Raw genomic sequence first — 22273 nt, forward strand, 5'->3', positions numbered from 1 at the left:
GGAAATGCCGATCATTTTCAAGCCGTTGCAACGCAGTGGCTGATCAAATTTGGCTTATCCGCAGGACGGTAAAATGACTGCAATCTGCAACGTCAATGGTTTCAACCGGGCCGCAAGGCCCGCTTTTCAACCATTTCCTCGCATATTTTTGTCATTTTACCGCCAAAACAGCCTCATTTATGGGTCCGTGACCTAGCGGTACCAATTTCAAAGTTCTTGAACGATCTTGCACGGAGCCTTCGCCAAAAGGTTTTCTCAAAGCGCAACAAATAAGGCGAGAACAACAAGAACCTTCGCGTAGCCAACAAAACGTTACACTTCATTTGAGACTCCTGCGACTTGTATCTCATTGAAGTGTAACATTTTTCCAAAGCTGCCCGCGTCCCAGTTTCAAGTGTAAACCGACAAGTGGGAAACGGGGTTGCGCGACCGGTTGGGCCGAATACCAAGCCTCATTACAACGAGGTCGTTGCCATAATAGGTGGAGAGGAATTCTCGTCCTGGATTGCGATCGATGTTGACGGTGATTTTCCGCTCAATGAGCGCTCCACTTTTGACCGTAAGACGTAGGTGCTCTCAGCATCAAGCTGCCTTCGATGCGATATAGGCTCGCCAAGAGCCCAGCGCAGTGATTTCTATTGCATCTTTCGTTGCATACGCCTCGCATAGAAAGCCCTTGGCGCGCGTGCCGTCTTCCAGGGTCACGGTTCCAATGCAAAGCGGTTCAGGAATACCGGCCATGAAGCTGCCGAAAGCGTGCTTGGGCAATGCCCAGACTTCAACGGCAATCGAGGCGCCGTCTGTGTCATGCACGAGGCCGGGGCGCTTTGGCGGACCACCGGCAAGCGCATAGAAGCGGTATTGCGCTGCCGTGTTGCAAGCCTTGATAAAGCGCGCGCCTCGTGATGTCAGTTCGTGATTGAGCGGCAGGCCGGACATATGCGCCCCGCAGACAACGATCTCGATCTCGTCAGGATTTGCAGCTGCATCAAGGGGCTTAAACGCCGGACGCGCCCAGTCCGTTGCGCCCATTGCGCCCGCTTCAAGTCTTGCCGCAAGCGAAGCTGCCGCTCCATCGTGGCCCGCCCGCGCCAGAATTGTCAGGCTGCCCGGCCGGCCATCGGACCTGACACCGGTCGGTACAGCAATGCCGCACATATCCAGCAGGTTGACGAAATTGGTATAGGTGCCGAGCATCGAGTTTGGCCCGATCGGGTCCGCCTCGATCTCGGAGCGGGTGACAAAGGTCGGGATCGTGGGAACGCAAAGAAGATCGAAACCTTTGAACGCCGCCTCACAGATCGCACGCAGTTCTTTCAGCTTGTAAATGCCGTTGAACGTGTCGACCGCAGTGACTTTCAACCCTGCACCGACGATTTCGCGCGTCGTGGGATGGAGGGTCTCAGGCGCCTTTGAAAGACGTTCACCCACGGCGGCAGTTCGTTCTGCCACCCAGGGCCCATAATAGAGAAGTTCTGCCACGTCGTAGAACGGCGTGAGATCAATCTCCTCTATAATCGCGCCACCTGCTGCCAAGTTTGCAATCGTCTCTCTGAAATGTGCCTCCTGCACGGTATCGCCGCTCGTTTGCAATGTTGCAGCGCTTGGTATTGCAATACGCAAATGTGGCGCTGGTTTTGAAAGGGGTGCTGTCGATACCGGGCGCGCATAGGGGTCTGCCGCGTCATAGCGTGCGGCAAGCTCGAACACTGCCCATGCATCGCTTACCGTTTGCGCGAAGACCGAGATCGTATCAAGGGTGCGGCAGGCCGGCACAAGACCGCTGGCCGAGAACGCTCCAAGCGAGGGTTTGAGGCCGACAATGCTGTTCAATGCAGCAGGCACACGGCCCGAGCCCGCAGTGTCGGTGCCGAGCGAAAAGGCGGCAATACCCCGCGCCACCGCGACGGCGGACCCGGAGGAGGAGCCGCCTGGAACGATCTCTGCATCCAGCGCATTACGCGGAACAGGGTAAGGCGTGCGCACGCCGACAAGGCCGGTCGCAAACTGATCGAGATTGGTTTTTCCAAGGCAAATCGCCCCCGCATCGCGCAGAAGCTTCACCACGAAGGCATCGCTTTTGGCGTCATATTTGAAATCCGGGCAGGCGCAGGTGGTCGGCATGCCGGCAACATCGATATTGTCCTTGACCACGAAGGGGATACCCCAGAGCGGACGGGCAGCATCGAATGTTCCGAGCCGGTCGGCTTCGGAAAGCGCCGCATCGCGCGCCTCGAAAAGAAATATGCCCGGATCATCTGTCTGATCGAGACGCCGGAAAGCCTCCGCAATGACCGCGGCGGGCGACACGCCTTCGATATAGGCCTCACGCAGGGCCTCAAGCGTAAAGGGAAGATCTTCAAGCATGGTCAATATCCTTCATGTTCCGACATATTTCCTTCCCCCTGGGGGAGAGGAAATGGTGTCTGATCTTGGTCCCTGGCATCGCAGGAATGAACGGGTTCTCTTTGATCTCAGGCAGCTGATTTCCGGTCAGGCGCATGCGGCGCCGCGGCAATCAACGCGCGTGTGTACGGGTTTGTGGGATTGTCCATCACCGCCTCCACCGAGCCGGCCTCCACGATTTCTCCGTCTTTCATCACCACGACGCTGTCGCAGAGGAGCCGAACGACGTTGAGATCGTGACTGACAAAAATGTAGCTCATATTGAGTTTCGCCCTGAGATCGGCGAGCAGATTCAAGACGACGGCCTGGATCGAAACGTCGAGCGCTGCGGTCGGTTCGTCGAGGATCAGAAGGTCGGGGTCAGGCGCGATGGCACGCGCAATACCGACGCGGGCCTTCTGACCGCCGGAAAGCTGGTGCGGGAAACGGTCCAGCAAATGTTCCGGCAAACCGGTCAAAGCGGCAAGTTCCTCGATGCGGGCGTTCAGCGCCTCACCATGCATGCCCTTCAAACGTTTCAGCGGCTCGGCAATCGACTGGCGGGCTGTATGGCGTGGATTGAGACTGTCGGTTGCATCCTGAAACACCATCTGGATTTTCGACCGCAGCGGATTTCGGGCGAAAGCAAGCGCGGGCATTTTTCCAATATCTTCGCCGCGATAAAGGATCTCGCCACCGCTCACGTCGAGAAGCCGAACGATCATGGATGATGTGGTGGACTTGCCGCAGCCGGATTCTCCGACCAGCCCGAGGCTCTCGCCAGCCTTGACAGTAAAGCTGATCCCCTTGACCGCACGGACCGGCCCGGATTTTCCATGATAGGTTTTCTCGAGCCCTTTGATTTCCAGCAGTGGCGTATCGCCCATCTGGCGCGCGGCAAGCGGCTTGCGCTCCTCTTCCGGCAACAGCGACCGGATCGTCGCACCGCGCCGCGGGGTCGCATCCACCAGCTTGTTTGTGTAGGGGTGTTTGGGATTGGTAAAAATCTCGATCGGATTGCCAGCTTCGACGATCAGGCCATCCTTCATGACGACAATCCGATCGCAATATTGGCTCGCCAGACCGAGATCGTGCGTAATGAGGATAGAGGACATGCCTCGCGCTTTGACGAGTTCGTCAACAAGGTCCATCACCGCCTTTTGCGTCGTGATATCGAGCCCGGTGGTCGGCTCGTCGGCAATCAGCAATTTGGGATCACAGGCAAGCGCAATGGCAATCACGATACGCTGGCACATGCCGCCCGAAAGCTCGAACGGATAGGCTTCGTAGCGTGCGCTCGCATTGTTGATCTTGACCGCCTTCAGCGCTGCAATGGCCTTTTTTCTGGCGTCGCTTCGAATTGCCTGTCCGTGCTGAATCAGCACATCTTCAATCTGATGACCAACCTTGCGGATCGGGTTGAGAGCTGCACGCGGGTTCTGGAAAATCATGGAGATTTCGCGCCCGCGTATGTCGCGCATCGCCGTCTCGCTTGCACGCTTCAAGTCGACCCCACCATAGATGGCTTCGCCGGCCTTAATGCGCCCGCCCGCATCCAGAATGCGCATCAGCGCATAGGAGGTTACGGACTTGCCCGAGCCGCTCTCGCCCACAATTCCGAGACGTTCGCCTTTTGCAAGCTCGAAACTGATGCCCTTGACTGCATCCACCTCGCCCCGGCGGGTCTTGAAGGCAACCTGAAGGTCTGAAATCGACAACATGGACTGATCCTTTCTAGACGCGTCGGCGGGGATCGACGATATCGCGCAATCCATCGCCCATGAGGTTGAAGGTAAAAACCGCAAGCATGAGCCAGAGGCCGGGAAAAATGGCGACCCACCATTCACCCGAGACGATGAAGTTTGCGCCTTCCGCAACCATGATGCCCCATTCCGGGGTCGGTGGACGCACGCCCAGTCCGATAAAGGAAAGACCCGCGGCATTGAGGATCGCCCAACCGAGGTTCAACGACACCTGCACCATCATGGGCGGCAGTGCATTCGGGAAAATATGGAAGGACAGGACCCTCACGTCGGAATTTCCCGATAGTTTGGCAGCCAGTGTGAAGCCCGCTTCGCGCCGGATATTGACCTCGGCACGCACGAGCCGCGCATAGAAGGGAATATTGATGATGGCGGTCGCATAGATGATATTGGCGACCGAATTGCCGAGAGCCGCAACAATGCCCATGGCCAGCACGAAGAGCGGAAAGGCCATGATGGTGTCGAGAATGCGGTTCAACACCACATCGACAGCACCACCGCGATAGCCTGCCACTGAACCGAGTATGGAGCCGATTACGAAAGAAAGCGCCACCGCCGAGACCGAGATGATCAGATCGAGCCTGGTTGCCACGATCACCCGGCTGAAGATATCGCGCCCGAGATTATCCGTACCGAACCAGTGGCTGAGCGACGGCGGCTGCAGCGCTATGGCTGCATCTGTCTTCAGCGGATCGTAGGGAACCACGAACGGACCGACGAGAGCCGAAAGCAAGAAGAATGTGAAGAGACCGAACGCGATTGCGGTGACCGGGTTTTCCTTCAGCACATAGATGATGTGGGCGAAATTGCCGGAGCCAATTTTTGGTTTTACAGCCGTTGGTTCAACAGCATTGATCATATCAGCCTGGGTCATTTTGCTGCCGTTCCAAATCGAGGATCGATCACCGAATAGGTCAGATCGATAATCAGGTTGAGGGTCACGAAGAGCAGCGCCATGGCAAGCACGAAGCCCTGCACGGCGGCGTAGTCGGAAACGACAAGCGCTTCCACGGCGTAGGAGCCAATGCCGGGCCAGGCAAAGACCTTCTCCACCAGCACGTTGGCGCCAAGCGAAAAGGAGAAGACCATGCCGAGCGTGGTCACGACCGGCAGAAGCGCGTTGCGAAACGCGTAGCCGTAGAGCACCTTTGTCGTGCCAAGCCCGGCCGCGCGCGCCGTGCGGATATAGTCGGCACTGAGGGCAGACAGCATGGCCGCACGGGTCATGCGGGCAATGGGTGCCAGCGTAAACAGACCAAGCGTCACTGCGGGCAACACAAGCTGCTTGAGCGCGCCAAACCAGGTCTCCCAATCACCAGCTATTGCAGCGTCAATGAGGAAGAAGCCTGTCACATGCTCTGGCTCGAGATAAGCGAAGTCCAGCCGCCCCAGCGGCGAGGGCGCGATACCGGCGAGATAATAGAAGACGTAGATCAGTACGATGCCCGTGAAGAATGTGGGCAATGAAACGCCCGCCGTGACCAGAAGCCGGCAGAGCTGATCGATCAGGCTTCCGGGTCGGGTTGCCGCCAGCACACCGAGGGGAATAGCAATAGCGCAGGAAAACAACAGCGCGGTGAGCGTCAGTTCCAGCGATGCCGGCAGTCGGTCGGCCAGATCTTCCGTAACCTGCCTGCCGGTCGAGACGGACTGGCCGAGATCGCCCTGGGCAAGCTGCACGACATATGTGGCAAATTGCTCGGGCATCGACTTGTCGAGCCCGAGTTTCACGCGCGTCTGCTCAATGGACTCGGGCGTTGCCATTACGCCCGCGAACTGGGCGGCAGGGTCCCCGGGCAGAGCCCGGGTCAACAGAAAGCTGATGACCACCACTCCGAACAGCACAGGCACCGCCTGGGCAATGCGAAGAGCGATCGCGCCGAGGCGGGCGTTCATATCAGCTCTCCCCTACGCTCAGCGAACGGATATCCAGCATACGATGGAACCAGAACTCGTAGCCGGCAGCGCCGTTGAGCGCCACATTGAGCGCGGGCTGGTAAAGCGGAATACGCGGCAAATCCTCCAGCACGATCTTGAACATTTCCTCGATCTTGCCCGCATAGGCGGGATCGTCCATCGGCATGGGAAGCGTCTCGTCCGTCAGAGCCTCGATCCGATCATCATGATAATTTGAGGAATTGAACAGGTGACCATCCTGATAGGCCCAGAAGAAATAGTAGTCCGGCGTATTCAGCCAACCGCCGAAGTTTTCGAAATGGAACGGCAGGCTTTTGTCGACAAGGCTGGCAGTGCGCCAGTTCGCGCCCGGAATCTTCTCGATCGTGACTTTGATACCGAGTTCGGCAACGGCTTCCTGAACCAGGATCGCCGCAGGCTCCATCCAGCCGAGGTCTGCTGAAATCGACAAGGTGGTCTCGAAACCATCGGGATATTTCGACTGCGCCATGAGCGCCTTGGCCTTGGCCATGTCTGTCGAATATTGGGTCTTGCGGGGCCAGGCGGTGTCTGCAATCTCTTCGGAACCGCCCCAAAGCGGCGCACCTCGTCCGTATGCCGCCGTCTTGAAGATCGCCTCATAGGGCACCGCCCAGGCAACGGCCTTGCGCACGTTCGGATCCTGGAAAGGCTCAAACTTGAAATTCATGCAAAGGCAATTGATGCAGTTGTCGATCGGCGTTGAATAGACCGTCAGCTTGTCTGCCAGTTCGGCCGCATCCTTGTCAGGAATGTCGAAGGCGATCTGCACATCACCGCGTTCGACCAGCGCACGCGCGGTGGCCGCAGACGGCACTTCGCGCATGATAACGCGCTTGACCGCTGGGGTCGGTCCACCAATCCATCCATCAAAGCGTTCATAGACAACCTGCTGGCCCTGATCCCATCGAATGACCTTATAGGCACCCGAGCCGATCGTGTTCTTGTGCAGATACTCCGTCGCCCAAGGATCGTCGGTGGTCGCATGTTCTTTTGCAAGTTTAGCGTTGATGATGAAGGGAACAGGCACGGCAAGGTCCGGCAACGACAATTTCGAAGGCTTGTCGAGTTTGACGACAAATGTCGCCTCATCCAGTGCCTCGAACTGGTCTGGCCGCTCCAGCCCGCCCGCCTTCATCTGCGTGGTCGGAAAACCGCCGACGGTGACAGCGCGATCGAAGGACCACTTGACGTCCTCTGCTGTGACCTTGCTGCCATCCTGGAAAATGGCGTTCGGTTTCAGCTTGAAGGTAATCGTCAGCCCGTCATCCGAAACGGTCCAGCTTTCGGCAAGCTCAGGCTCGATCTTTGAAAAATCGTAGGCAAGGCTGCCGTCGTCCAGCGTGCGGGAGCCGAAGGTCACAAGCCGATCGTAGCAGTTGACGGCGATCTGGTAGCTGGCTCGGTTGGTGCCGGTGCGGTGCAAATCAAGCGAGTTGATGGTTTGACCATAAGCGACGACCAGGGTGCCGTCCGGCCCGGCCAAGGCCGGCAGCGCCCGCGAAAAAGGTATGGCTCCGGCAATCATTGCGCTTGCCGAAAGGAAATTGCGTCTTGTGATTGTCATGGTTCATCCCCTCTTTATGAAGCCGCTTCTTGCGGCTCTATGAGAAGACGTTGCCTCTTTTTTGCGTTCAACAAAATTGCTATATTTTCACCGATGCGGTGAAAAAAATGCACCACGGCAAAAGGGCAGGAAATTGAAGCATCTTTTGACATTTCGTCTGATCGAAGCCGTCGCACGCGCGGGCTCCATGCGCAAGGCGGCTGAAGACATGAACATCACCCCATCGGCTCTGGTGCGCCGGATCAGTCGCTTTGAAGAAGAGTTCGGCGCGGACGTCTTTGAACGCTTGCCGGGTGGAGTGCGGCTCAATCCGGCAGGGGAATTGGTGCTGCATCACTACCGTGCCACATCCTCCGATTTGGCCCGTGTACAAAGCCAGGTCGCAGACCTTTCGGGCGAGCGCCGCGGTCATGTATCCATCGCCAGTTCTCAAGCGATGCTGCCGTATTTCCTCCCCAAGCAAATTGCGGATTATCGCGCACTGCATCCCGGCGTGACCTTTTCTGTCAACGTGAGAGACCGCGCCCAGGCAGAGGAAGAGCTGGCCTCCTATTCATCCGACATCGCCTTGGTGTTCGAGCCTGTCTATCTGGTGGATTTTCAGGTCATCCATGCCATTCCTCAAACGGTTCACGCGATTATGAGAGCCGACCATCCGCTAGCGGCGAAACAGGAATTGCGATTGCGGGACTGTCTTGATGTAGGCCATGTCGCGCCCACGGCGAAGTACGGCGTGCGCTACCTGCTCGATTTTGCCGCCCGGCAAAGTTCCCGCCGCGTGTCACCGTTGGTGGAAACCGAGAGCTTCGAGCTTATCAGGCATTATGTCATGCATGAAAACGCGATCGGTTTTCAAATACCAATCGGCCTTGAGGTCGTACCCGGCGGGCCACTCGTCTATCGCCCCATATCAACAAAAGACATGCCGGCGGGCAGTCTCATTCTGGGGCAGATGCGCGGTCGCACCCTGCCCGTCGCTTCGGCCCGCTTCGCCATGCAGCTGGCAACAGCGCTGAAAGACTATCAGCTTGAAGCTGACAGCCGCGCCTGATGCCCCTTCATTCCTTATCCCGCATATCCGTATTGGGCTTGCGTGCCGAAGGTGGGAAACGCGATGTGAAAGCCGCAGCCATTCTGTTGAAAATTGGCGTTGTCACCGAGGCATGATTCCCCGTGTCGCCACGCGAATACAGCTTCGCAGATAACGGATGCGACTGTCTCTGTCGGGAAAATCGGTATGACGGCCAGGCTCTGCCGCCAACCCACCCAGCATAAGTTCCATCAAGATGTTTGCCGTATCACCTGCATCGATAATGTCGATTTGCCCCTTTTTGTGCCGCTCCTCCAACCAGGCCTTCAAATTCCGCCATGAGCGATCGCGGCCCATTTCCCTGAGCATAATGGCCAGTTGCGGATTGCCGCGCGCCTCGTTTATCACGAGGCGGATAAAGGACATGCGCTCACGATGAAGATTTTCATCTATATCGGTGCGGAATATGCATTCGAGCGCCTTTTCCACTGGCAGATCGTCATAATTGCCGGGCAAGGCCAGCATATCGTGACTGTGATCTGCGACGACAGCCGCAAAAACGTCCAGCTTGTTGGCGAAGAATTTGTAGAGCGTTCGCTTTGAGATGCGGCAACGCGCCGAAATTTCATCCATTGTGGAAGCGGCGAATCCCCGCTCCATGAAGAGAGTGCGCGCGTGGCGAATGATCTCCAGTCGTTGCTCGGCATCACTGGTGCGTTTTGGACGACCGCGGCCGCGCTTTGATGGCGGTTCAGCGCCGGATGGTTTCATTTGCAACTCTGGTCGTGTGGAGATTGACTCGGGCATGGCGGGATAATATGGGTACGATATCGTTTTGTAAATGTTCAACAGGCCCGATTTGCGACACTCTCTGAAACCAGCACGCACAGACTGCATCGGCCTGTCTTCCTTTTCTAGGATTGGGAGGCAGTTCGGGCGTTTTGGTGCCGCGGCAGCCGTGGCAATTCTTCTGGCCGGCTGCACGGTGGGACCCGATTATGCGCCGCCCCATATTGCTCTGCCGCTTTTCTGGACGAGCGATCGCAATGCCAAGCCGCCGGAACTGGCCGCATGGTGGCAGCAGTTCAATGATCCTCTTCTAAATGAGCTCATCGAACGTGCAGTTGCCGGCAATGTAGATGTTGCCACAGCAAAGGCGAATATCCGCGCAGCCCGTGCAAGCTATCGCGCAAGCTATGGCGCGCTGTTGCCGCAAGCAGACGGCGATGTCAGTGCCAAGCGATCCGGGAGCAAGCAGACTGCAGCCTCAAGCTTCAGCACTGGCATAAGTTCCAGCTGGGAGATCGATCTGTTCGGCAGCAACCGTCGTGCGGCCGAAGCGGCAAAATATGGACTTGATGCCCAGGAAGAAGAGCTGCGCGCAACGCTTTTGAGCCTCATCGGCGATGTTGCGCAAAATTACGTTGAGCTGCGCGGTTATCAATCGCGCATATCGCTTGCCCGAAGGACCGCTGAATCTCAGCGCAACACCGCTGATCTCACCCGTTCCAAATTTAAAGCCGGTGCGGCCTCCGCAATTGACGTTGAAAAGGCCCTTGGCTCAGCGGCAAGCACGGCCGCCAATATTTCCCAATTGGAGGCACAGGCGAGCCAGTCGATGCACAGGCTTTCGGTGCTGCTGGGTCAGGCACCCGGCGCGCTTGTCCGCCAATTGAGTCACGGCGGCGGAATTCCGACACCCAAATTTCCTGTCAAGACGGGCATTCCGGCCGACGTTTTGACCAATCGACCCGACATCCGTGTGGCGGAGCGTCAATATGCGCAGGCCAATGCCAAGGTTGGCAAGGCGGAAGCAGACCGCTATCCGAGCATCAGCCTTGCCGGCAGCATCGCCACCAGCGGAACCAGTCTCGGCGCATTGGCCAAGGCATCGACAATCAGCTGGTCTTTCGGACCGACCATCAGCATACCGATTTTCAACGGTGGCCAGCTGTCTGCCGCCGTGGATGAAGCGCGCGCAACACGCGACGTTCAGTTTCTCAACTACCGCTCCACAGTTCTCACCGCTTTGGAGGAGGTAGAAAATGCAATCGTGTCGCTCGCCCAGGACCGCAATCAAATGCAACAATTGTCGGTGGCCGCAGGACACTACCGAGAAGCGGTCTCTCTATCGCGCTCGCTTTACAATTCCGGGACGCAGAGCTTCTTCGAACTGCTTGAGGCAGACAGAACGCTTTATTCGACAGAAACGTCCCTCATCGAAGCCAAGGTTTCGATCGCAACCGACTTCATTTCCTTGAACAAGGCACTCGGCGGCGGCTGGGACGGCAAGATAGATACATCCACACCGGAGGTGACTGACATCAATTCCGTTCCGGTCCCAACTCTTATACGGAATCCATCATGAAAACTCGGCATATCGTCGCCGTCATTGCAGCGCTCGCCATCATTGCCGGTGGCGGATATTGGTATTGGAAGAAGAGCCAGTCTTCAGAACAACCGACGATCATGTCGTCGACAGTCAAGCGCGGCGATATTGAAGTCACGGTTCTGACATCCGGCACGCTGCGTCCTGCCAGGCTGGTGGCCGTCGGAGCCCAGGTTTCCGGTCAGATCAAAGCGTTGAAGGTCAGCAACGGACAGAAAGTGAAGGCCGGGGATCTGATTGCGGAAATCGACTCCTCGACGCAGGAAACGACCCTGAAAACCAAGCAGGCTGCCCTTGCCTATGTAAAGGCACAGCGCATGGAGAAGGCTGCAACGCTGAAGCTCAATCAGCAGGATTTGGCCCGGCAGCAGGAGATGGTCTCGCAAAAGGCGGTATCCAGGGCCGATTATGACAGCGCGGTCGCTGCCGTGGATGTGACGAAGGCCCAGCTTGAGCAGCTGGATGCGCAGATCCGCGAGGCGGAACTGGCTGTTGAAGCGGCCCAGGTGGACCTCGACTATACAAAAATCACCGCACCCATTGACGGGACGGTTCTGGCCGTCGTCAGCCAGGAGGGTCAAACGGTCAACGCCTCCTCGTCAACGCCAACGATTGTCATTCTTGGCCAACTGGACAAGATGGTCGTGCGCACGGAGATTTCCGAAGCCGACGTTGTTCAGGTCCATGCCGGTCTGCCCGTCTATTTCTCCGTGGTCGGCGCTCCCGATCAGCGCTACGATGCCACGCTGGAAAGCATTGATCCTGCGCCGGATTCCGTCAAGACCGACAGTTCCTTCACGTCGTCCAGCAGTTCCTCCTCCAGCTCATCAAGTTCATCCACCTCCGCGATATATTATTACGGGACGTTCACCATCGACAACACGGAAGGAGAGTTGCGAACCTACATGACAGCAGAGGTTCACATCGTTCTCGGCCGTGCAGAAGATACGCTGCTCATTCCATCATCGGCGCTGGGCAAACCGGATGAGAACGGCCACTCCACAGTGCGGGTGATTGGAGATGACGGACAATTCGAGACCCGCCAGGTCGAAATCGGATTGAACAACAAGGTCCAGGCGCAAATCCTATCCGGGCTTGAGGAAGGCGAAAAGGTCGTGACCGGCGAAGTGGATGCAGCGTTGGTATCAACAAAATCGTCCGGCCTCTTTGGCGGCGGTCCACCGCCGGGAATGTGATGTGATGCGCAAACCTGTCATCGAGCTGAAAAAGATCACGCGCGAATTCCCCTCCGGCGACAGCGCAATCACTGTCCTCAACGATGTTGACCTCGACATTTACGACGGCGAGATGGTGGCAATCGTTGGAGCCTCCGGTTCCGGCAAGTCGACCCTCATGAACATCATGGGATGTCTCGACCGGGCCACCTCCGGACATTATCGCATCAACGGCCGCGAAACCTCGACCAATAGTCCGGATGAACTGGCCGCCCTTCGGCGCGAATATTTCGGCTTCATCTTCCAGCGTTATCACTTGCTGGGCGAGTTGGACGCCATCGGAAACGTCGAAATCCCCGCAATTTATGCCGGCTATTCGCCGGGCGAGCGTCGTTCGCGAGCAAGGACATTGCTCGAAAGACTCGGATTGAGCGGGCGTCTGGATCATCGTCCCGGAGAGCTTTCCGGCGGCCAGCAGCAGCGCGTTTCCATTGCCCGCGCCTTGATGAACAATGCCCGCGTCATTCTTGCTGATGAGCCAACCGGAGCGCTGGACAGCCAGAGCGGCGAAGAGGTCTTGCGTATCCTTGAGGAACTGAATGCGGAAGGGCGAACGGTCGTCATTGTCACACACGACATGAACATCGCCCAGCGGGCAAATCGCATCATCGAAATCAGCGATGGCATAATCATTGCCGACCGTCGAAATGATGCTTCCCGCAACGACCAGCTGCCACAGCAGGCCCCAACCCAAGGAGCGCGAACCGCCAGTTCGTTCCTGGGCGTTGCCTTTGCGCTGCGTGAAGCCTTCAACATGGCGTTGCTGGCCATGGGAGCGCACAAGTTGCGCACCTTCCTCACGATGCTTGGCATCATCATCGGCATTGCATCGGTTGTGAGTATCGTTGCCCTGGGCCAGGGTACCCAGCAAAGCATCCTTGCCAATATTTCCAGCCTCGGAACCAATACGCTGGAAATCTTCGCCGGCAAGAGTTTCGGCGATACGCGTTCGGGAAAAATAACGACCCTTGTCGTGTCCGACGCGACCGAGCTTGGCAAATTGCCCTATGTCGTGGCCGTCACGCCGACTGTGTCCACCAGCGGCACGGTGCGCTATGGATCGGTCGAGGCCAATGCACAGATAAGCGGTGTGAGCGAACAGTATTTCGTGGTCAAAGGCTCGAAACTGACAGACGGCGACTTCTTCGATTCCGACAGCGTCAAGAGTATCGCGCAAGATGTGGTGATCGACGAAAATGCCAGATCCACGCTGTTCGGTGACGAAGAGGCAAGTGCAATCGGTAAGGTTATTTTCATTGATAGCGTGCCGGTGCGCGTTGTTGGTGTTGTGGAGGCATCATCCAACGGCTTTGGGGGCAGCCAAAACCTGGCGCTTTATCTGCCCTATACAACAGTGCAAACCCGTTTTCTCGGCTCGCAGTCCCTACGCAGCATTACCCTTCAGGTCGACAGTTCGGTGGACACCGAGCTGGCGCAGCAGGCCGTGACTGCATTTCTGACCGATCGACATGGCACCGAGGATTTTCACATTCTCAACACCGATGACATACGCGAAACCATTACATCCACAACACAGCTCATGACGCTTCTGGTTGCAGCCATTGCTGTCATTTCGCTTGTTGTTGGCGGTATCGGCGTCATGAATATCATGCTCGTTTCCGTATCCGAACGCATATCGGAGATCGGTGTGCGCATGGCAGTTGGCGGGCGACAGAGTGACATCCTGCGACAGTTTCTTATTGAAGCCATTCTTGTCTGCCTGATCGGCGGGCTTTTAGGGATCGGTGCCTCACTGGCATTCGGCTTCGTGTTCAGCCTCTTCAACTCCAGCTTCAGCCTGGTTTATTCCACGACATCCATCATTGCTGCCGTCCTGTGCTCCAGCCTGATTGGAATTACATTTGGCTATCTGCCAGCGCGCAATGCGTCCCGCCTTGATCCGGTTCTGGCACTGTCCAGAGGTTAAGCTTTGTCGAGAGTCACAGGCATCATCCGAGGCGACGATCGGCTGCGTTCGGCCATACGGATTTGGAGCGATCCTGAGCGGGACCGCCCCGAAGCGACTGAATTCACCGACGTTTTCGTATCAAAACGAATAGCCGAAATTCCGCACCCGCATCTTGATGTGCTTCTTTTCAAGAAACCCGTGCAATCCCTCGGGACCAAGCTCTCGCCCGAAACCACTCATCTTCCAACCACCAAAGGGTGCCTGAAGATCGCTGGTGTCGTTAACATTGACACCGACAGCGCCGGCCTCAATCCGTTCGGCCATGGCCCAGCCGCGTTCAAGGTCACCGCTATAGACATAAGCAGCCAAGCCAAAGGGCAGCGCATTGGCGACCCTCAGTGCTTCACGGTCGTCGTCCACAGTTCTAAGGGCGGCTATAGGCCCAAAGCTTTCCTGTGTCATCACCAACGCGTCGTCGGCTGAATCCGCGACAACGGTGGGCGTGAAGAAGAAGCCCTTATCGAATGCTTCGCCAGACGGGATATCGCCGCCGGTCAAAAGCCTTCCGCCGCGAGCGAGTGCGTCATCCAGGTGACGTTTCGTGCGTTCTCTCACACTCTCGTTGAGAACGGGACCGTAAAGCACACCCTGCTCAACTCCGTGTCCAAGCCTCATCTTGCGGGTCTGCTCCACCAGTGCCTCGGAAAAACGATCTCGGATGCCGCGCGATACAATGATGCGGTTCACCGCAATGCAGATTTGCCCCATGTTGGAAAAGGAACGGCGCGCAGCCGCGGCCGCGGCTTCCTCCGGATCGGCATCATCCAGCACCACAAAGGGGCATTGTCCGCCCAGTTCCAGAAGCATGCGCTTTAGGTTTCCGGCGGACGCCCGCATGATGGCCTGCCCCGCCGGAACGGAGGCGGTTGCCGTTATTGCCTGTATGCCGGGATGCGCGGAGAGTGCTGCCCCAACTTCGGGACCCGTTCCCGGGATATCGTTCAGCACCCCGTCCGGGAGACCTGCATCCACAAAGCACTGAACCACCATGCCGATGGCAAGCGGCGTTTCATGCGGCGGTTTGGCAACGAGCACGCAACCCGAGGCCAATACAGGGGCGACTTTCCAGGCATAAAGATCCACGGGGTAATTCCATGGAATGATGCCCCCGACGACGCCGGTCGGCTGCGAGATAACGATATTTCTGATGTCGGAACGGCTTGCAGGCCGAACCGAACCAAAGACCCGACGTCCTTCCTCTGCATAATAGCGAATGACCTCCGCACCGAAGGCAATCTCTTTTTTGGAGTCGGGAACGGGCTTGCCCTGCTCCCGCGTCAAGAGCTCCGCGATCGCATCGATCCGTTCGATAATGAGATCGGCGGCACGGTGCATGATCTGAGCGCGCTGATCCGGCGCCAGGGCTGCCCAAAGCGGAAAGGCTTCGCGGGCGGCTTCAACGGCAATGTCGACATCTGCAGCTGTGCCAATGGCGCTGGTGCCGACGGGTGCGCCGGTCGCCGGGTCGTGAATGACAGCGGTCTGCCCGCCGGTGGCATCAAGCCAGCGGCCACCAATGAATAGTTTTCTGTCCATGTTCTTACCGTGCCTTCAGCCGCGCCCAGAGGGCCTCATAGTTGGCATCATTCTGGATGTTGGCCGCTTCTTTGCCTGTCGTGTTCGGGCTGACCATCACGCCCGGAGTAATGCCCTGCTGAACCAGCTTTTCAGCGGTTGAGGAAACAATGGCATGAGCGATTGCGATCGTCACACTGGTCGAACTGCCGCCGACGGGAGCATCCAGACCATCAATGCGTATTGCAGCGTCGGCAAGCGGAATACCTGTATCAATCACCACGTCGGCAACCTCAAAAAGGCGCTTGCCCGAAGAGTGACGTGATGGTGTGGCGGAAGAATGCGGCAGGGAGGTAACACCGATGAGACCAATACCGCGCGCCTTACATTCCATGGCAATGTCCATGATCACCGCATTGATGCCGGAGTGCGAAAACAGAATCATCGTGTCCTCGGCGTCTAGCTGATGAGACCGCAATATCGCTTTTCCGTAACCTTCCTGGGCATGGATGAATCGATATTGTCGCGCGCCCATGTCGCCCCACACGTGGTGGAACGAGATCATCGTGCTTTCTACGATCGGTCGAAAGCCGACAATCGTGCCGGTGCGTGGAAAGGTCTCCAGCGCCGGCAGTGCGCCATGGCCTGTGCCGAAGGTAAAGGCAAGCTTTCCTGCGGCGATCGATTTTGCGCACATTTCGGCAGCTTCAGAGATGGAATCGGCCTGCTTGTCACGGACGTTTTCGAGCCTCTCTATCAGCGTATCAAAGTAACGGTCGCTAAGCCTGCTCATTGTATTTTTCCTTTCCTCGTCATTGCCACGACGGCGTCGAGCGCAATGTCGAACATTTCGCGCTCAAGGGTCGCCATCAGGCCGTCATCAATTTTTTCCTGCGTCATCCCATCGACGGTGGCAACGCAGAGCGTGGAAGCGCGGGCGCCAAGCACACGGCCAGCGGTCAAGAGTGCGGATGTTTCCATGTCGGTGCCGATGAGGCCCAACTTGCGGATATCCTCCTTCAAGCTGTCGACCATCTTTCGGCTCTCGCCGGAAAGCCCGAACATTTCCGTGTAGAAGCCGTCATATGTGCCGAAAATGCCCGCGTGCCAACGGGAACCACGTGCCTGCAACAAGGTGCGCAATTCGGTGTTGAGATCAAAATCGGCAATCGCCGGAAAGCCCAGTGGAGCATAAGATGGCGAGGTTCCCTCTGCGCGCAATGCGCCGTCAGCCAGTACAAAATCGCCGAGTTTGGCCGGCGGCAACGCCATGGCGGTGCCGATACGAAGGAACGTATTCACACCAAGCGCATGCAGTTCGTGCATGACAATCGTGGCGATCGGTGCGCCCATGCCGAAGGCGCTGGCGGTGATGCGTTTTCCGTCGCGTGTCCCGGTCACCGTCTTCAGGCCACGTTGTTCGGGAAGAAAGGTCACATCGCTCATATGCTCGGCAATGCGGCCAATGCGGGCCGGATCGCCGATCAGGATCGCCGCCTCACCGACGTCTTCCTGTTTCGCACCGATATACCAGGCGCGGTTCAATTTTGCATGTTCCGTCATAGCGTCAGACCCTTTTCTGTTTCTTCTTCTGACTTGCGTTTGTTTAGCAGCACCCTGGCCGCCTGATGTCCGGATTGCCCGAGAGTCTCAGGATCCCTTTCACCGTTGATGAAGGCAGCGAGAACACCGCCTGCAAAACTGTCTCCGGCACCGGTTGGATCGCGAACACTGAGCGCCTCAGCGGGAACGAAGCATTGCTTTCCTGCACAATCGAACAACGCACCACGCTGCCCATGCGTCTCCACGATCCACTGATCCTTTCGCCGCACGCCTGCTCCTCCGCGGGCCTTGTCAAGGAATTCTCGCTCACGCGCATTGCAAAAGATGATATCCGCCCGCGCAGCAATTTCGGATGCTTGCTCAGAGGAAAGCGCATCCGGATCGTTCTTGACGATCCAGGAGAGAAACTGATCCTCGCGCAGCATATCCAAGACGGCGGCCGTGACGTTTTTAGGCCCGATAGTCAGGCAAACATTGGAGGCCGCTTCAATTATGTACTTTTGCGCTTCTGAAAGATTGGCGTCTGGAGGAATGCCCGGGTCGTAAAGGCAGGCGCAATCGCCCGCAGGATTGTAGACCAGCATCGAGATCGGGGTGCGCGCCTCGGCAAGCATAGTCATGCCGCTTACGGAAATGCAGCTTTCCTTCAACTGCCTGATATAGGTCTCTCCGAGTATATCGGCACCCACCCAACTGACTGGCACGACCGGTCCATGATACGTTTGCCGGGCTGCTGCAGCTACGTAGGCGGGACCGCCGCCAAGCCGCGGCCAGGCTTCGCTTGGACGATCGGAAATCGTTGTCGTTCGGCCAAAAACAACATCGCCGGACAGTGTGACCACATGATCCAGGCTGGCATAGCCAGTGATAACCAGACCACTCATGCAAGCATCTCCAGACCTTCGGAAAGATCAACGACCTTGCCCATGTAGCGTTCAATGTCTTCCAGCGAAGCTTCAGCCAAATGTGGTCGGTTGGAATTGGTCGCCGCGCGCACCAACACTGGCTCGAAGCCATTGGCAAAAGCGTCCTGTGCGGTGGCGCGAATACACACATTCGTCTTCACACCGGCAATGATGACGCGCTCTACTCTTTGTTCGGTCAGGAAAAGTGCAAGATCGGTTGCAAAGAATGCAGAAAAACGTCGCTTGAGGATCAATGTCTCGTTCGGTCCTTCGGGCCGGAAATCCTCGAAAAATTCTGCATCATCTGCGCCATCTATGTGATGAAGCGGTAGCTTTCTCCATTCGAAGTCATGAAACTCCGGACGGTGCCGTTCCACCGCGTGAACGGTGATGTTGCCGCCTTTTGCTGCCTGCTGCCGCAATGCCCGCATGGGCTCAAGGACGCTTTCGACCCCTTGGTAATAATTGGGGAACTTTGGATCGAAGAAAGACCGGATCACATCGACAAGGATCAAGGCTGTTTTCGGATTGTCGCTCATGAGCGGACTCCTCGGTTTTTACGGGCAGCAAGTGAAATGACCGTCAGGACGACAATGACCATGGCATAAGGCAGCGTCTGCACCAGTTCGGCGGGCACACCGCGGCCTTGAAGGCGGATTTGGAGAGCATCGAAGAAACCGAAAAGCAGCGCACCGACGGATGTCAAACCGGGACGGCCTGCTCCAAAATAGAAGGCGGCCAAGGCAATGAAGCCTCGCCCCGCGGTGATGCCTTCGCTGAAAATTCCAACGACGCCGATCGACAGATAAGCCCCAGCAAGCCCGGACATGAAACCGGCAAATACCGAGGACGCATCACGGATTGTAAGCGGATTAAGGCCAAGCGCCTGCGTGGCTGCTGGGGCGGCCCCCGCTGCACGCAACCTCAGCCCTGGCCTCGTTCTGGCAAGAAACAAGGCTGTCAGCGGCACCATGATCCAGGCAAACCACGTCAGAACATCATGACCGGAGAAGACTGCACCTATGACGGGAATGTCCGCAATGAAGGCAATATCAATACGAGGCAACCTGGAAATGTCAGGCAGATTCAATGTACCCGAAGTGTCATAGGCCGTTTTCAGGAAAAAGCGCACCAGGCCTGCGACGAGAATGTTGAACCCGAGACCGACGATAATCTCCTTGGCTTCGAGCCGTGTGATCGTCAACGTCATCAGAAGTGCGACAAGCCCTCCGGATAAGCCGGCTGCGGCGAGTGCAAGAGGCCAGCTTCCATTGTTCGATGCGACGATAAAGGCAACGAGCGCACCGGCGAGCATCATGGAATCGAGTCCGATATTGACGATCCCACCTATCCTGTTGATCAGACCGCCCATCGCTGCCAGCAGAACTGGCGTTGTCATCACAAGAGCAGCATGGATAACATTGTCGATCATGTGCGTCTCACCTTCCAGATATTGCTGAAGCGAACGACTGCGAAAATCATGATCAAGCCCTGGAGAATATTGACGATCTCAATCGGCACGTCGCTGAAGAGCTGGATCGTCGCGCCGGACGTCGAAAGCGCGCCAAACAACAAAGCGGCAAGCAGAATGCCCCAGGCGTTTCCGCGCCCGAGCAGCGCGACCGCGATGCCGACGAAGCCATAGCCCGGCGAAAATCCAGAAACGTACCGGAACACGTTGCCGAGCGCATGAACGCCCCCGGCAAGGCCACCAATTGCACCCGAAAGCAGCATCATGCGGAAAAGGAGACCAGGCACATTCATTCCCGACGCACTGGCAAAACGTGCATTCAGCCCGGCAATGCGGGTTTCGTAGCCAAGTGCGGTCCAGCGGTCCCAGAGCCAGTAGAGCACAACCAAACCCAGCGCGATAACAAAGCCGGCATTGAGTGAACTGCCGCGCATAAGCTTGGGCAGTCGTGCCGCGTCTGCAACAATGGGGGTTGCAGAATTGGCGGAGCCGGGCGCAAGCAGTGGGCCGTTGACCAGCCAGGCTGTCAGGCTGACCGCGATGAAGTTCAACATCAACGTTGTCACGACCTCGTCGACATTGAGCCTTGATTTGAGCAGCGCAGGCACCAGCATCCAAAGCGCACCCGCGATGACTGCGGCAAGAACGGCGGCCGGCAGAAGAACTGGGCCGGAAAGCGACACGAAAGTGAAACCTACAAAGGCGGCTGCCAGACCTCCCACATTGACGCAGCCCTCGACGCCGACATTGAATGCTCCTGCTCGGAATGCCAGTGCCGTCGCAATGCCGGTAAAAATAAGAGGAGTGGAGGCGGCAAATGTTGCCGCCACCCGCTTGGCAGAACCAAAGGATTCAGCGACCAGGAGCCTGTAAACCTCAAACGGATCATGTCCGGCTACAGCCAGTATGACCGCTCCCAATAGAAGAGCCAACACCAGCGGTGCGAGCGTTTTCACGACGCTTGAGAGCCAGGTGCCGCCGGAGCGCATGCGGCCGATGGAGGCGGATAAAATTGTGATCATCGAACGCCTCCCAGCATGAGGCCGCCGATCTTCTCGACGTCGCTGCCGCGGGCCAGCTCGCCGCAAATTTCGCCATTGTAGATCACAAGAATTCGATCGGCGAGCGTAATGATTTCGTCAAGTTCCTCGGAAATGAGCAGAACTGCGCCGCCGCGGTCCCTGTATTCCAACAGACATTTATGGATGAAGGCAATGCCGTGTATGTCAACGCCGCGGGTCGGCTGGCAGGCAATGAGGCAGGCGGGATCACCGTCGAGTTCACGCGCAATCGCGACCCTCTGCTGGTTGCCTCCCGAAAGCCTGCCCACAGGGAGGCTCGATGCGGCGCGCTTGACGGAATAACTGTCCAGCAACGCATCGACATGATGCCTGATGCGCCCGAGTTTGAGAAAGCCGGCCGACAGGAACTCTTTGCGCCGATGATGTCCAGCTATGGCGTTTTCCACAATCGAAGCCGTCAGGCAAAGCCCTTCAGCCGCACGATCGGGACTGAGATAGGCAAGGCCCGCCGCCCGCCGCGCGGCAATGCCCTCTCTCGTAACATCGACGCTGCAAAGCTCTACCCGACCTTTACGCAAACGCGACAGGCCCGTGAGTGCAGACGTCAACTCCTCTTGGCCATTACCCGCGACGCCGGCGATCGCGACGATCTCGCCCTTTGCCACGCTCAGCGATATGCCTTTCAATCGTTCGACTTGATCGGCATCCACCACGGATATCTTTTCTGCTTTGAGAACGGTTTCTCCAACCTCGCTCTTGTGCGCGACGATATCGAGGAGTGTTTCGCCGATCATGAGTTCGGCAAGCTCTGCTTTCGAGGTTGCCGCGGCAGCCATGCTGCGGATGATGCGGCCTGAACGCATGACTGTGATATCATCGCTCACCGCCATGACCTCATCCAGCTTGTGGCTGATGAAAAGGATTGTACGGCCTTCGTCGCGCAGCCGCTTCAACAGGGCCATCAGGTCGCGTATCTGGGCGGGTGCGAGCACGGCTGTCGGTTCATCGAGGATCAGTACGTCCGCTCCGCGATGGAGCAGGCGCAGAATTTCCAGGATTTGGCGGACGTGAACCGGTGCGTCGTCAACACGCATCGACCAGTCGAGGTGAACACCCGTCTCTTTTTCCAGCTTGCGGGCGGCTTGCATTGCTGCTGCCTTGTCCACAACGCCAAACGCCTTTACCGGTTCGTGTGCAAGCACCAAGTTTTCCAACAACGTAAGACCCGGAACCAGCATGAATTCCTGGTGAACCATTCCAATACCAAGCCCGAAGGCGGCATCTGCACCCGAAAGCGTAACCGGCTGGTCGTTGACGATGACCGTTCCGCTATCCGGTCGGTCCATACCCTGAAGAATGCGCATCAACGTCGATTTGCCGGCACCATTGCCGCCAACAATAGCGTGAATGGTGCCGGCGAAGGCCGAAAAATCCACGCTATCGTTCGCTGTCAACGCGCCGAAACGGCGCGTCACACCGCGTGCGCCGATCCGCACGCGATCTTCCTTGTCTAACCTGTCCAAA

18 protein-coding genes are annotated in these 22273 nt (G+C 57.4%); 4 read left to right on the top strand and 14 right to left on the bottom strand.

Annotated features, from left to right (window positions below):
• Positions 1-582: 582 nt before the first annotated feature.
• From atzF to NHF56_RS15040, 5 genes are all read right to left on the bottom strand, one after another.
• Positions 583-2367 carry an allophanate hydrolase gene (gene atzF / locus NHF56_RS15020; protein ID WP_252805984.1) on the bottom strand — a complete coding sequence of 595 codons (1785 nt, stop codon included), beginning with the start codon at positions 2365-2367 and terminating at the stop codon, positions 583-585.
• Between the two features lie 107 nt (positions 2368-2474).
• Positions 2475-4106 carry an ABC transporter ATP-binding protein gene (locus NHF56_RS15025; RefSeq protein WP_252805986.1) on the bottom strand — a complete coding sequence of 544 codons (1632 nt, stop codon included), beginning with the start codon at positions 4104-4106 and terminating at the stop codon, positions 2475-2477.
• 13 nt (positions 4107-4119) lie between these two features.
• Positions 4120-5007 carry an ABC transporter permease gene (locus NHF56_RS15030; RefSeq protein ID WP_373456328.1) on the bottom strand — a complete coding sequence of 296 codons (888 nt, stop codon included), beginning with the start codon at positions 5005-5007 and terminating at the stop codon, positions 4120-4122.
• A gap of 11 nt (positions 5008-5018) precedes the next feature.
• Positions 5019-6044 carry an ABC transporter permease gene (locus NHF56_RS15035; protein ID WP_252805990.1) on the bottom strand — a complete coding sequence of 342 codons (1026 nt, stop codon included), beginning with the start codon at positions 6042-6044 and terminating at the stop codon, positions 5019-5021.
• Between the two features lies 1 nt (position 6045).
• The gene (locus NHF56_RS15040; RefSeq protein WP_252805992.1) at positions 6046-7650 is read right to left on the bottom strand and encodes an ABC transporter substrate-binding protein; all 1605 of its coding nucleotides are present in this window, start codon (positions 7648-7650) and stop codon (positions 6046-6048) included.
• A gap of 145 nt (positions 7651-7795) precedes the next feature.
• Here NHF56_RS15040 and NHF56_RS15045 point away from each other — a divergent pair, with 145 nt between their 5' ends.
• Positions 7796-8701 (top strand): LysR family transcriptional regulator, encoded by a 906-nt coding sequence (locus NHF56_RS15045; protein ID WP_252805993.1) that lies wholly within the window; start codon positions 7796-7798, stop codon positions 8699-8701.
• Between the two features lie 102 nt (positions 8702-8803).
• Here NHF56_RS15045 and NHF56_RS15050 read toward each other — a convergent pair whose 3' ends face one another.
• Positions 8804-9451 carry a TetR/AcrR family transcriptional regulator gene (locus NHF56_RS15050; RefSeq protein WP_252805995.1) on the bottom strand — a complete coding sequence of 216 codons (648 nt, stop codon included), beginning with the start codon at positions 9449-9451 and terminating at the stop codon, positions 8804-8806.
• A gap of 187 nt (positions 9452-9638) precedes the next feature.
• On the opposite strand from NHF56_RS15050, the gene NHF56_RS15055 reads away from it, so the two are divergent.
• From NHF56_RS15055 to NHF56_RS15065, 3 genes are read left to right on the top strand one after another with little or no spacing between them, the layout of a single operon-like run.
• Positions 9639-11048, top strand: coding sequence for an efflux transporter outer membrane subunit (locus NHF56_RS15055; RefSeq protein WP_252805997.1), 1410 nt, complete (start codon positions 9639-9641; stop codon positions 11046-11048).
• On the top strand, positions 11045-12265 hold the full coding sequence (locus NHF56_RS15060; RefSeq protein ID WP_252805998.1) for an efflux RND transporter periplasmic adaptor subunit: 1221 nt from the start codon (positions 11045-11047) through the stop codon (positions 12263-12265). Before NHF56_RS15055 ends, NHF56_RS15060 begins: the two co-directional genes overlap by 4 nt.
• A 4-nt stretch (positions 12266-12269) precedes the next feature.
• On the top strand, positions 12270-14231 hold the full coding sequence (locus NHF56_RS15065; protein WP_252806000.1) for a MacB family efflux pump subunit: 1962 nt from the start codon (positions 12270-12272) through the stop codon (positions 14229-14231).
• Positions 14232-14351: 120 nt separating this feature from the next.
• Here NHF56_RS15065 and NHF56_RS15070 read toward each other — a convergent pair whose 3' ends face one another.
• Genes NHF56_RS15070 through NHF56_RS15105 form a run of 8 tightly spaced genes read right to left on the bottom strand, consistent with a single transcriptional unit; the run spans position 14352 to position 22245 of the window.
• Positions 14352-15809, bottom strand: coding sequence for an aldehyde dehydrogenase (locus tag NHF56_RS15070; RefSeq protein WP_252806002.1), 1458 nt, complete (start codon positions 15807-15809; stop codon positions 14352-14354).
• Between the two features lie 4 nt (positions 15810-15813).
• Positions 15814-16581 (bottom strand): sugar isomerase domain-containing protein, encoded by a 768-nt coding sequence (locus NHF56_RS15075; RefSeq protein WP_252806004.1) that lies wholly within the window; start codon positions 16579-16581, stop codon positions 15814-15816.
• Positions 16578-17351: a nucleoside phosphorylase gene (locus NHF56_RS15080; protein ID WP_252806006.1), complete on the bottom strand. Its 774-nt coding sequence runs from the start codon at positions 17349-17351 to the stop codon at positions 16578-16580. Before NHF56_RS15080 ends, NHF56_RS15075 begins: the two co-directional genes overlap by 4 nt.
• Positions 17348-18235 (bottom strand): carbohydrate kinase family protein, encoded by an 888-nt coding sequence (locus tag NHF56_RS15085; RefSeq protein ID WP_252806011.1) that lies wholly within the window; start codon positions 18233-18235, stop codon positions 17348-17350. Before NHF56_RS15085 ends, NHF56_RS15080 begins: the two co-directional genes overlap by 4 nt.
• Entirely contained in the window at positions 18232-18795 is a 564-nt protein-coding gene (locus NHF56_RS15090) for a cysteine hydrolase family protein (protein ID WP_252806012.1), read from the bottom strand. Before NHF56_RS15090 ends, NHF56_RS15085 begins: the two co-directional genes overlap by 4 nt.
• Positions 18792-19688: an ABC transporter permease gene (locus tag NHF56_RS15095; RefSeq protein WP_252806014.1), complete on the bottom strand. Its 897-nt coding sequence runs from the start codon at positions 19686-19688 to the stop codon at positions 18792-18794. The genes NHF56_RS15090 and NHF56_RS15095 overlap by 4 nt, the downstream gene beginning before the upstream one ends.
• Positions 19685-20749, bottom strand: a complete 1065-nt coding sequence (locus tag NHF56_RS15100) for an ABC transporter permease (RefSeq protein ID WP_252806016.1) — start codon at positions 20747-20749, stop codon at positions 19685-19687. The genes NHF56_RS15095 and NHF56_RS15100 overlap by 4 nt, the downstream gene beginning before the upstream one ends.
• The gene (locus NHF56_RS15105) at positions 20746-22245 is read right to left on the bottom strand and encodes an ATP-binding cassette domain-containing protein (RefSeq protein WP_252806018.1); all 1500 of its coding nucleotides are present in this window, start codon (positions 22243-22245) and stop codon (positions 20746-20748) included. The genes NHF56_RS15100 and NHF56_RS15105 overlap by 4 nt, the downstream gene beginning before the upstream one ends.
• Between the last annotated feature and the right edge of the window lie 28 nt (positions 22246-22273).

The sequence above is a fragment of the Rhizobium sp. L1K21 genome (assembly GCF_024055895.1).
Lineage (GTDB): Bacteria > Pseudomonadota > Alphaproteobacteria > Rhizobiales > Rhizobiaceae > Ensifer_A.

Coding starts and splice junctions, on each gene's coding strand:
- NHF56_RS15085 (WP_252806011.1), bottom strand. CDS start 18,235: ATGAGTGGTCTGGTTATCACTGGCTATGCCAGCCTGGATCATGTGGTC.
- NHF56_RS15080 (WP_252806006.1), bottom strand. CDS start 17,351: ATGACGGAACATGCAAAATTGAACCGCGCCTGGTATATCGGTGCGAAA.
- NHF56_RS15095 (WP_252806014.1), bottom strand. CDS start 19,688: ATGATCGACAATGTTATCCATGCTGCTCTTGTGATGACAACGCCAGTT.
- NHF56_RS15070 (WP_252806002.1), bottom strand. CDS start 15,809: ATGGACAGAAAACTATTCATTGGTGGCCGCTGGCTTGATGCCACCGGC.
- atzF (WP_252805984.1), bottom strand. CDS start 2,367: ATGCTTGAAGATCTTCCCTTTACGCTTGAGGCCCTGCGTGAGGCCTAT.
- NHF56_RS15065 (WP_252806000.1), top strand. CDS start 12,270: ATGCGCAAACCTGTCATCGAGCTGAAAAAGATCACGCGCGAATTCCCC.
- NHF56_RS15050 (WP_252805995.1), bottom strand. CDS start 9,451: ATGAAACCATCCGGCGCTGAACCGCCATCAAAGCGCGGCCGCGGTCGT.
- NHF56_RS15030 (WP_373456328.1), bottom strand. CDS start 5,007: ATGATCAATGCTGTTGAACCAACGGCTGTAAAACCAAAAATTGGCTCC.
- NHF56_RS15090 (WP_252806012.1), bottom strand. CDS start 18,795: ATGAGCGACAATCCGAAAACAGCCTTGATCCTTGTCGATGTGATCCGG.
- NHF56_RS15040 (WP_252805992.1), bottom strand. CDS start 7,650: ATGACAATCACAAGACGCAATTTCCTTTCGGCAAGCGCAATGATTGCC.
- NHF56_RS15035 (WP_252805990.1), bottom strand. CDS start 6,044: ATGAACGCCCGCCTCGGCGCGATCGCTCTTCGCATTGCCCAGGCGGTG.
- NHF56_RS15025 (WP_252805986.1), bottom strand. CDS start 4,106: ATGTTGTCGATTTCAGACCTTCAGGTTGCCTTCAAGACCCGCCGGGGC.
- NHF56_RS15060 (WP_252805998.1), top strand. CDS start 11,045: ATGAAAACTCGGCATATCGTCGCCGTCATTGCAGCGCTCGCCATCATT.
- NHF56_RS15100 (WP_252806016.1), bottom strand. CDS start 20,749: ATGATCACAATTTTATCCGCCTCCATCGGCCGCATGCGCTCCGGCGGC.
- NHF56_RS15075 (WP_252806004.1), bottom strand. CDS start 16,581: ATGAGCAGGCTTAGCGACCGTTACTTTGATACGCTGATAGAGAGGCTC.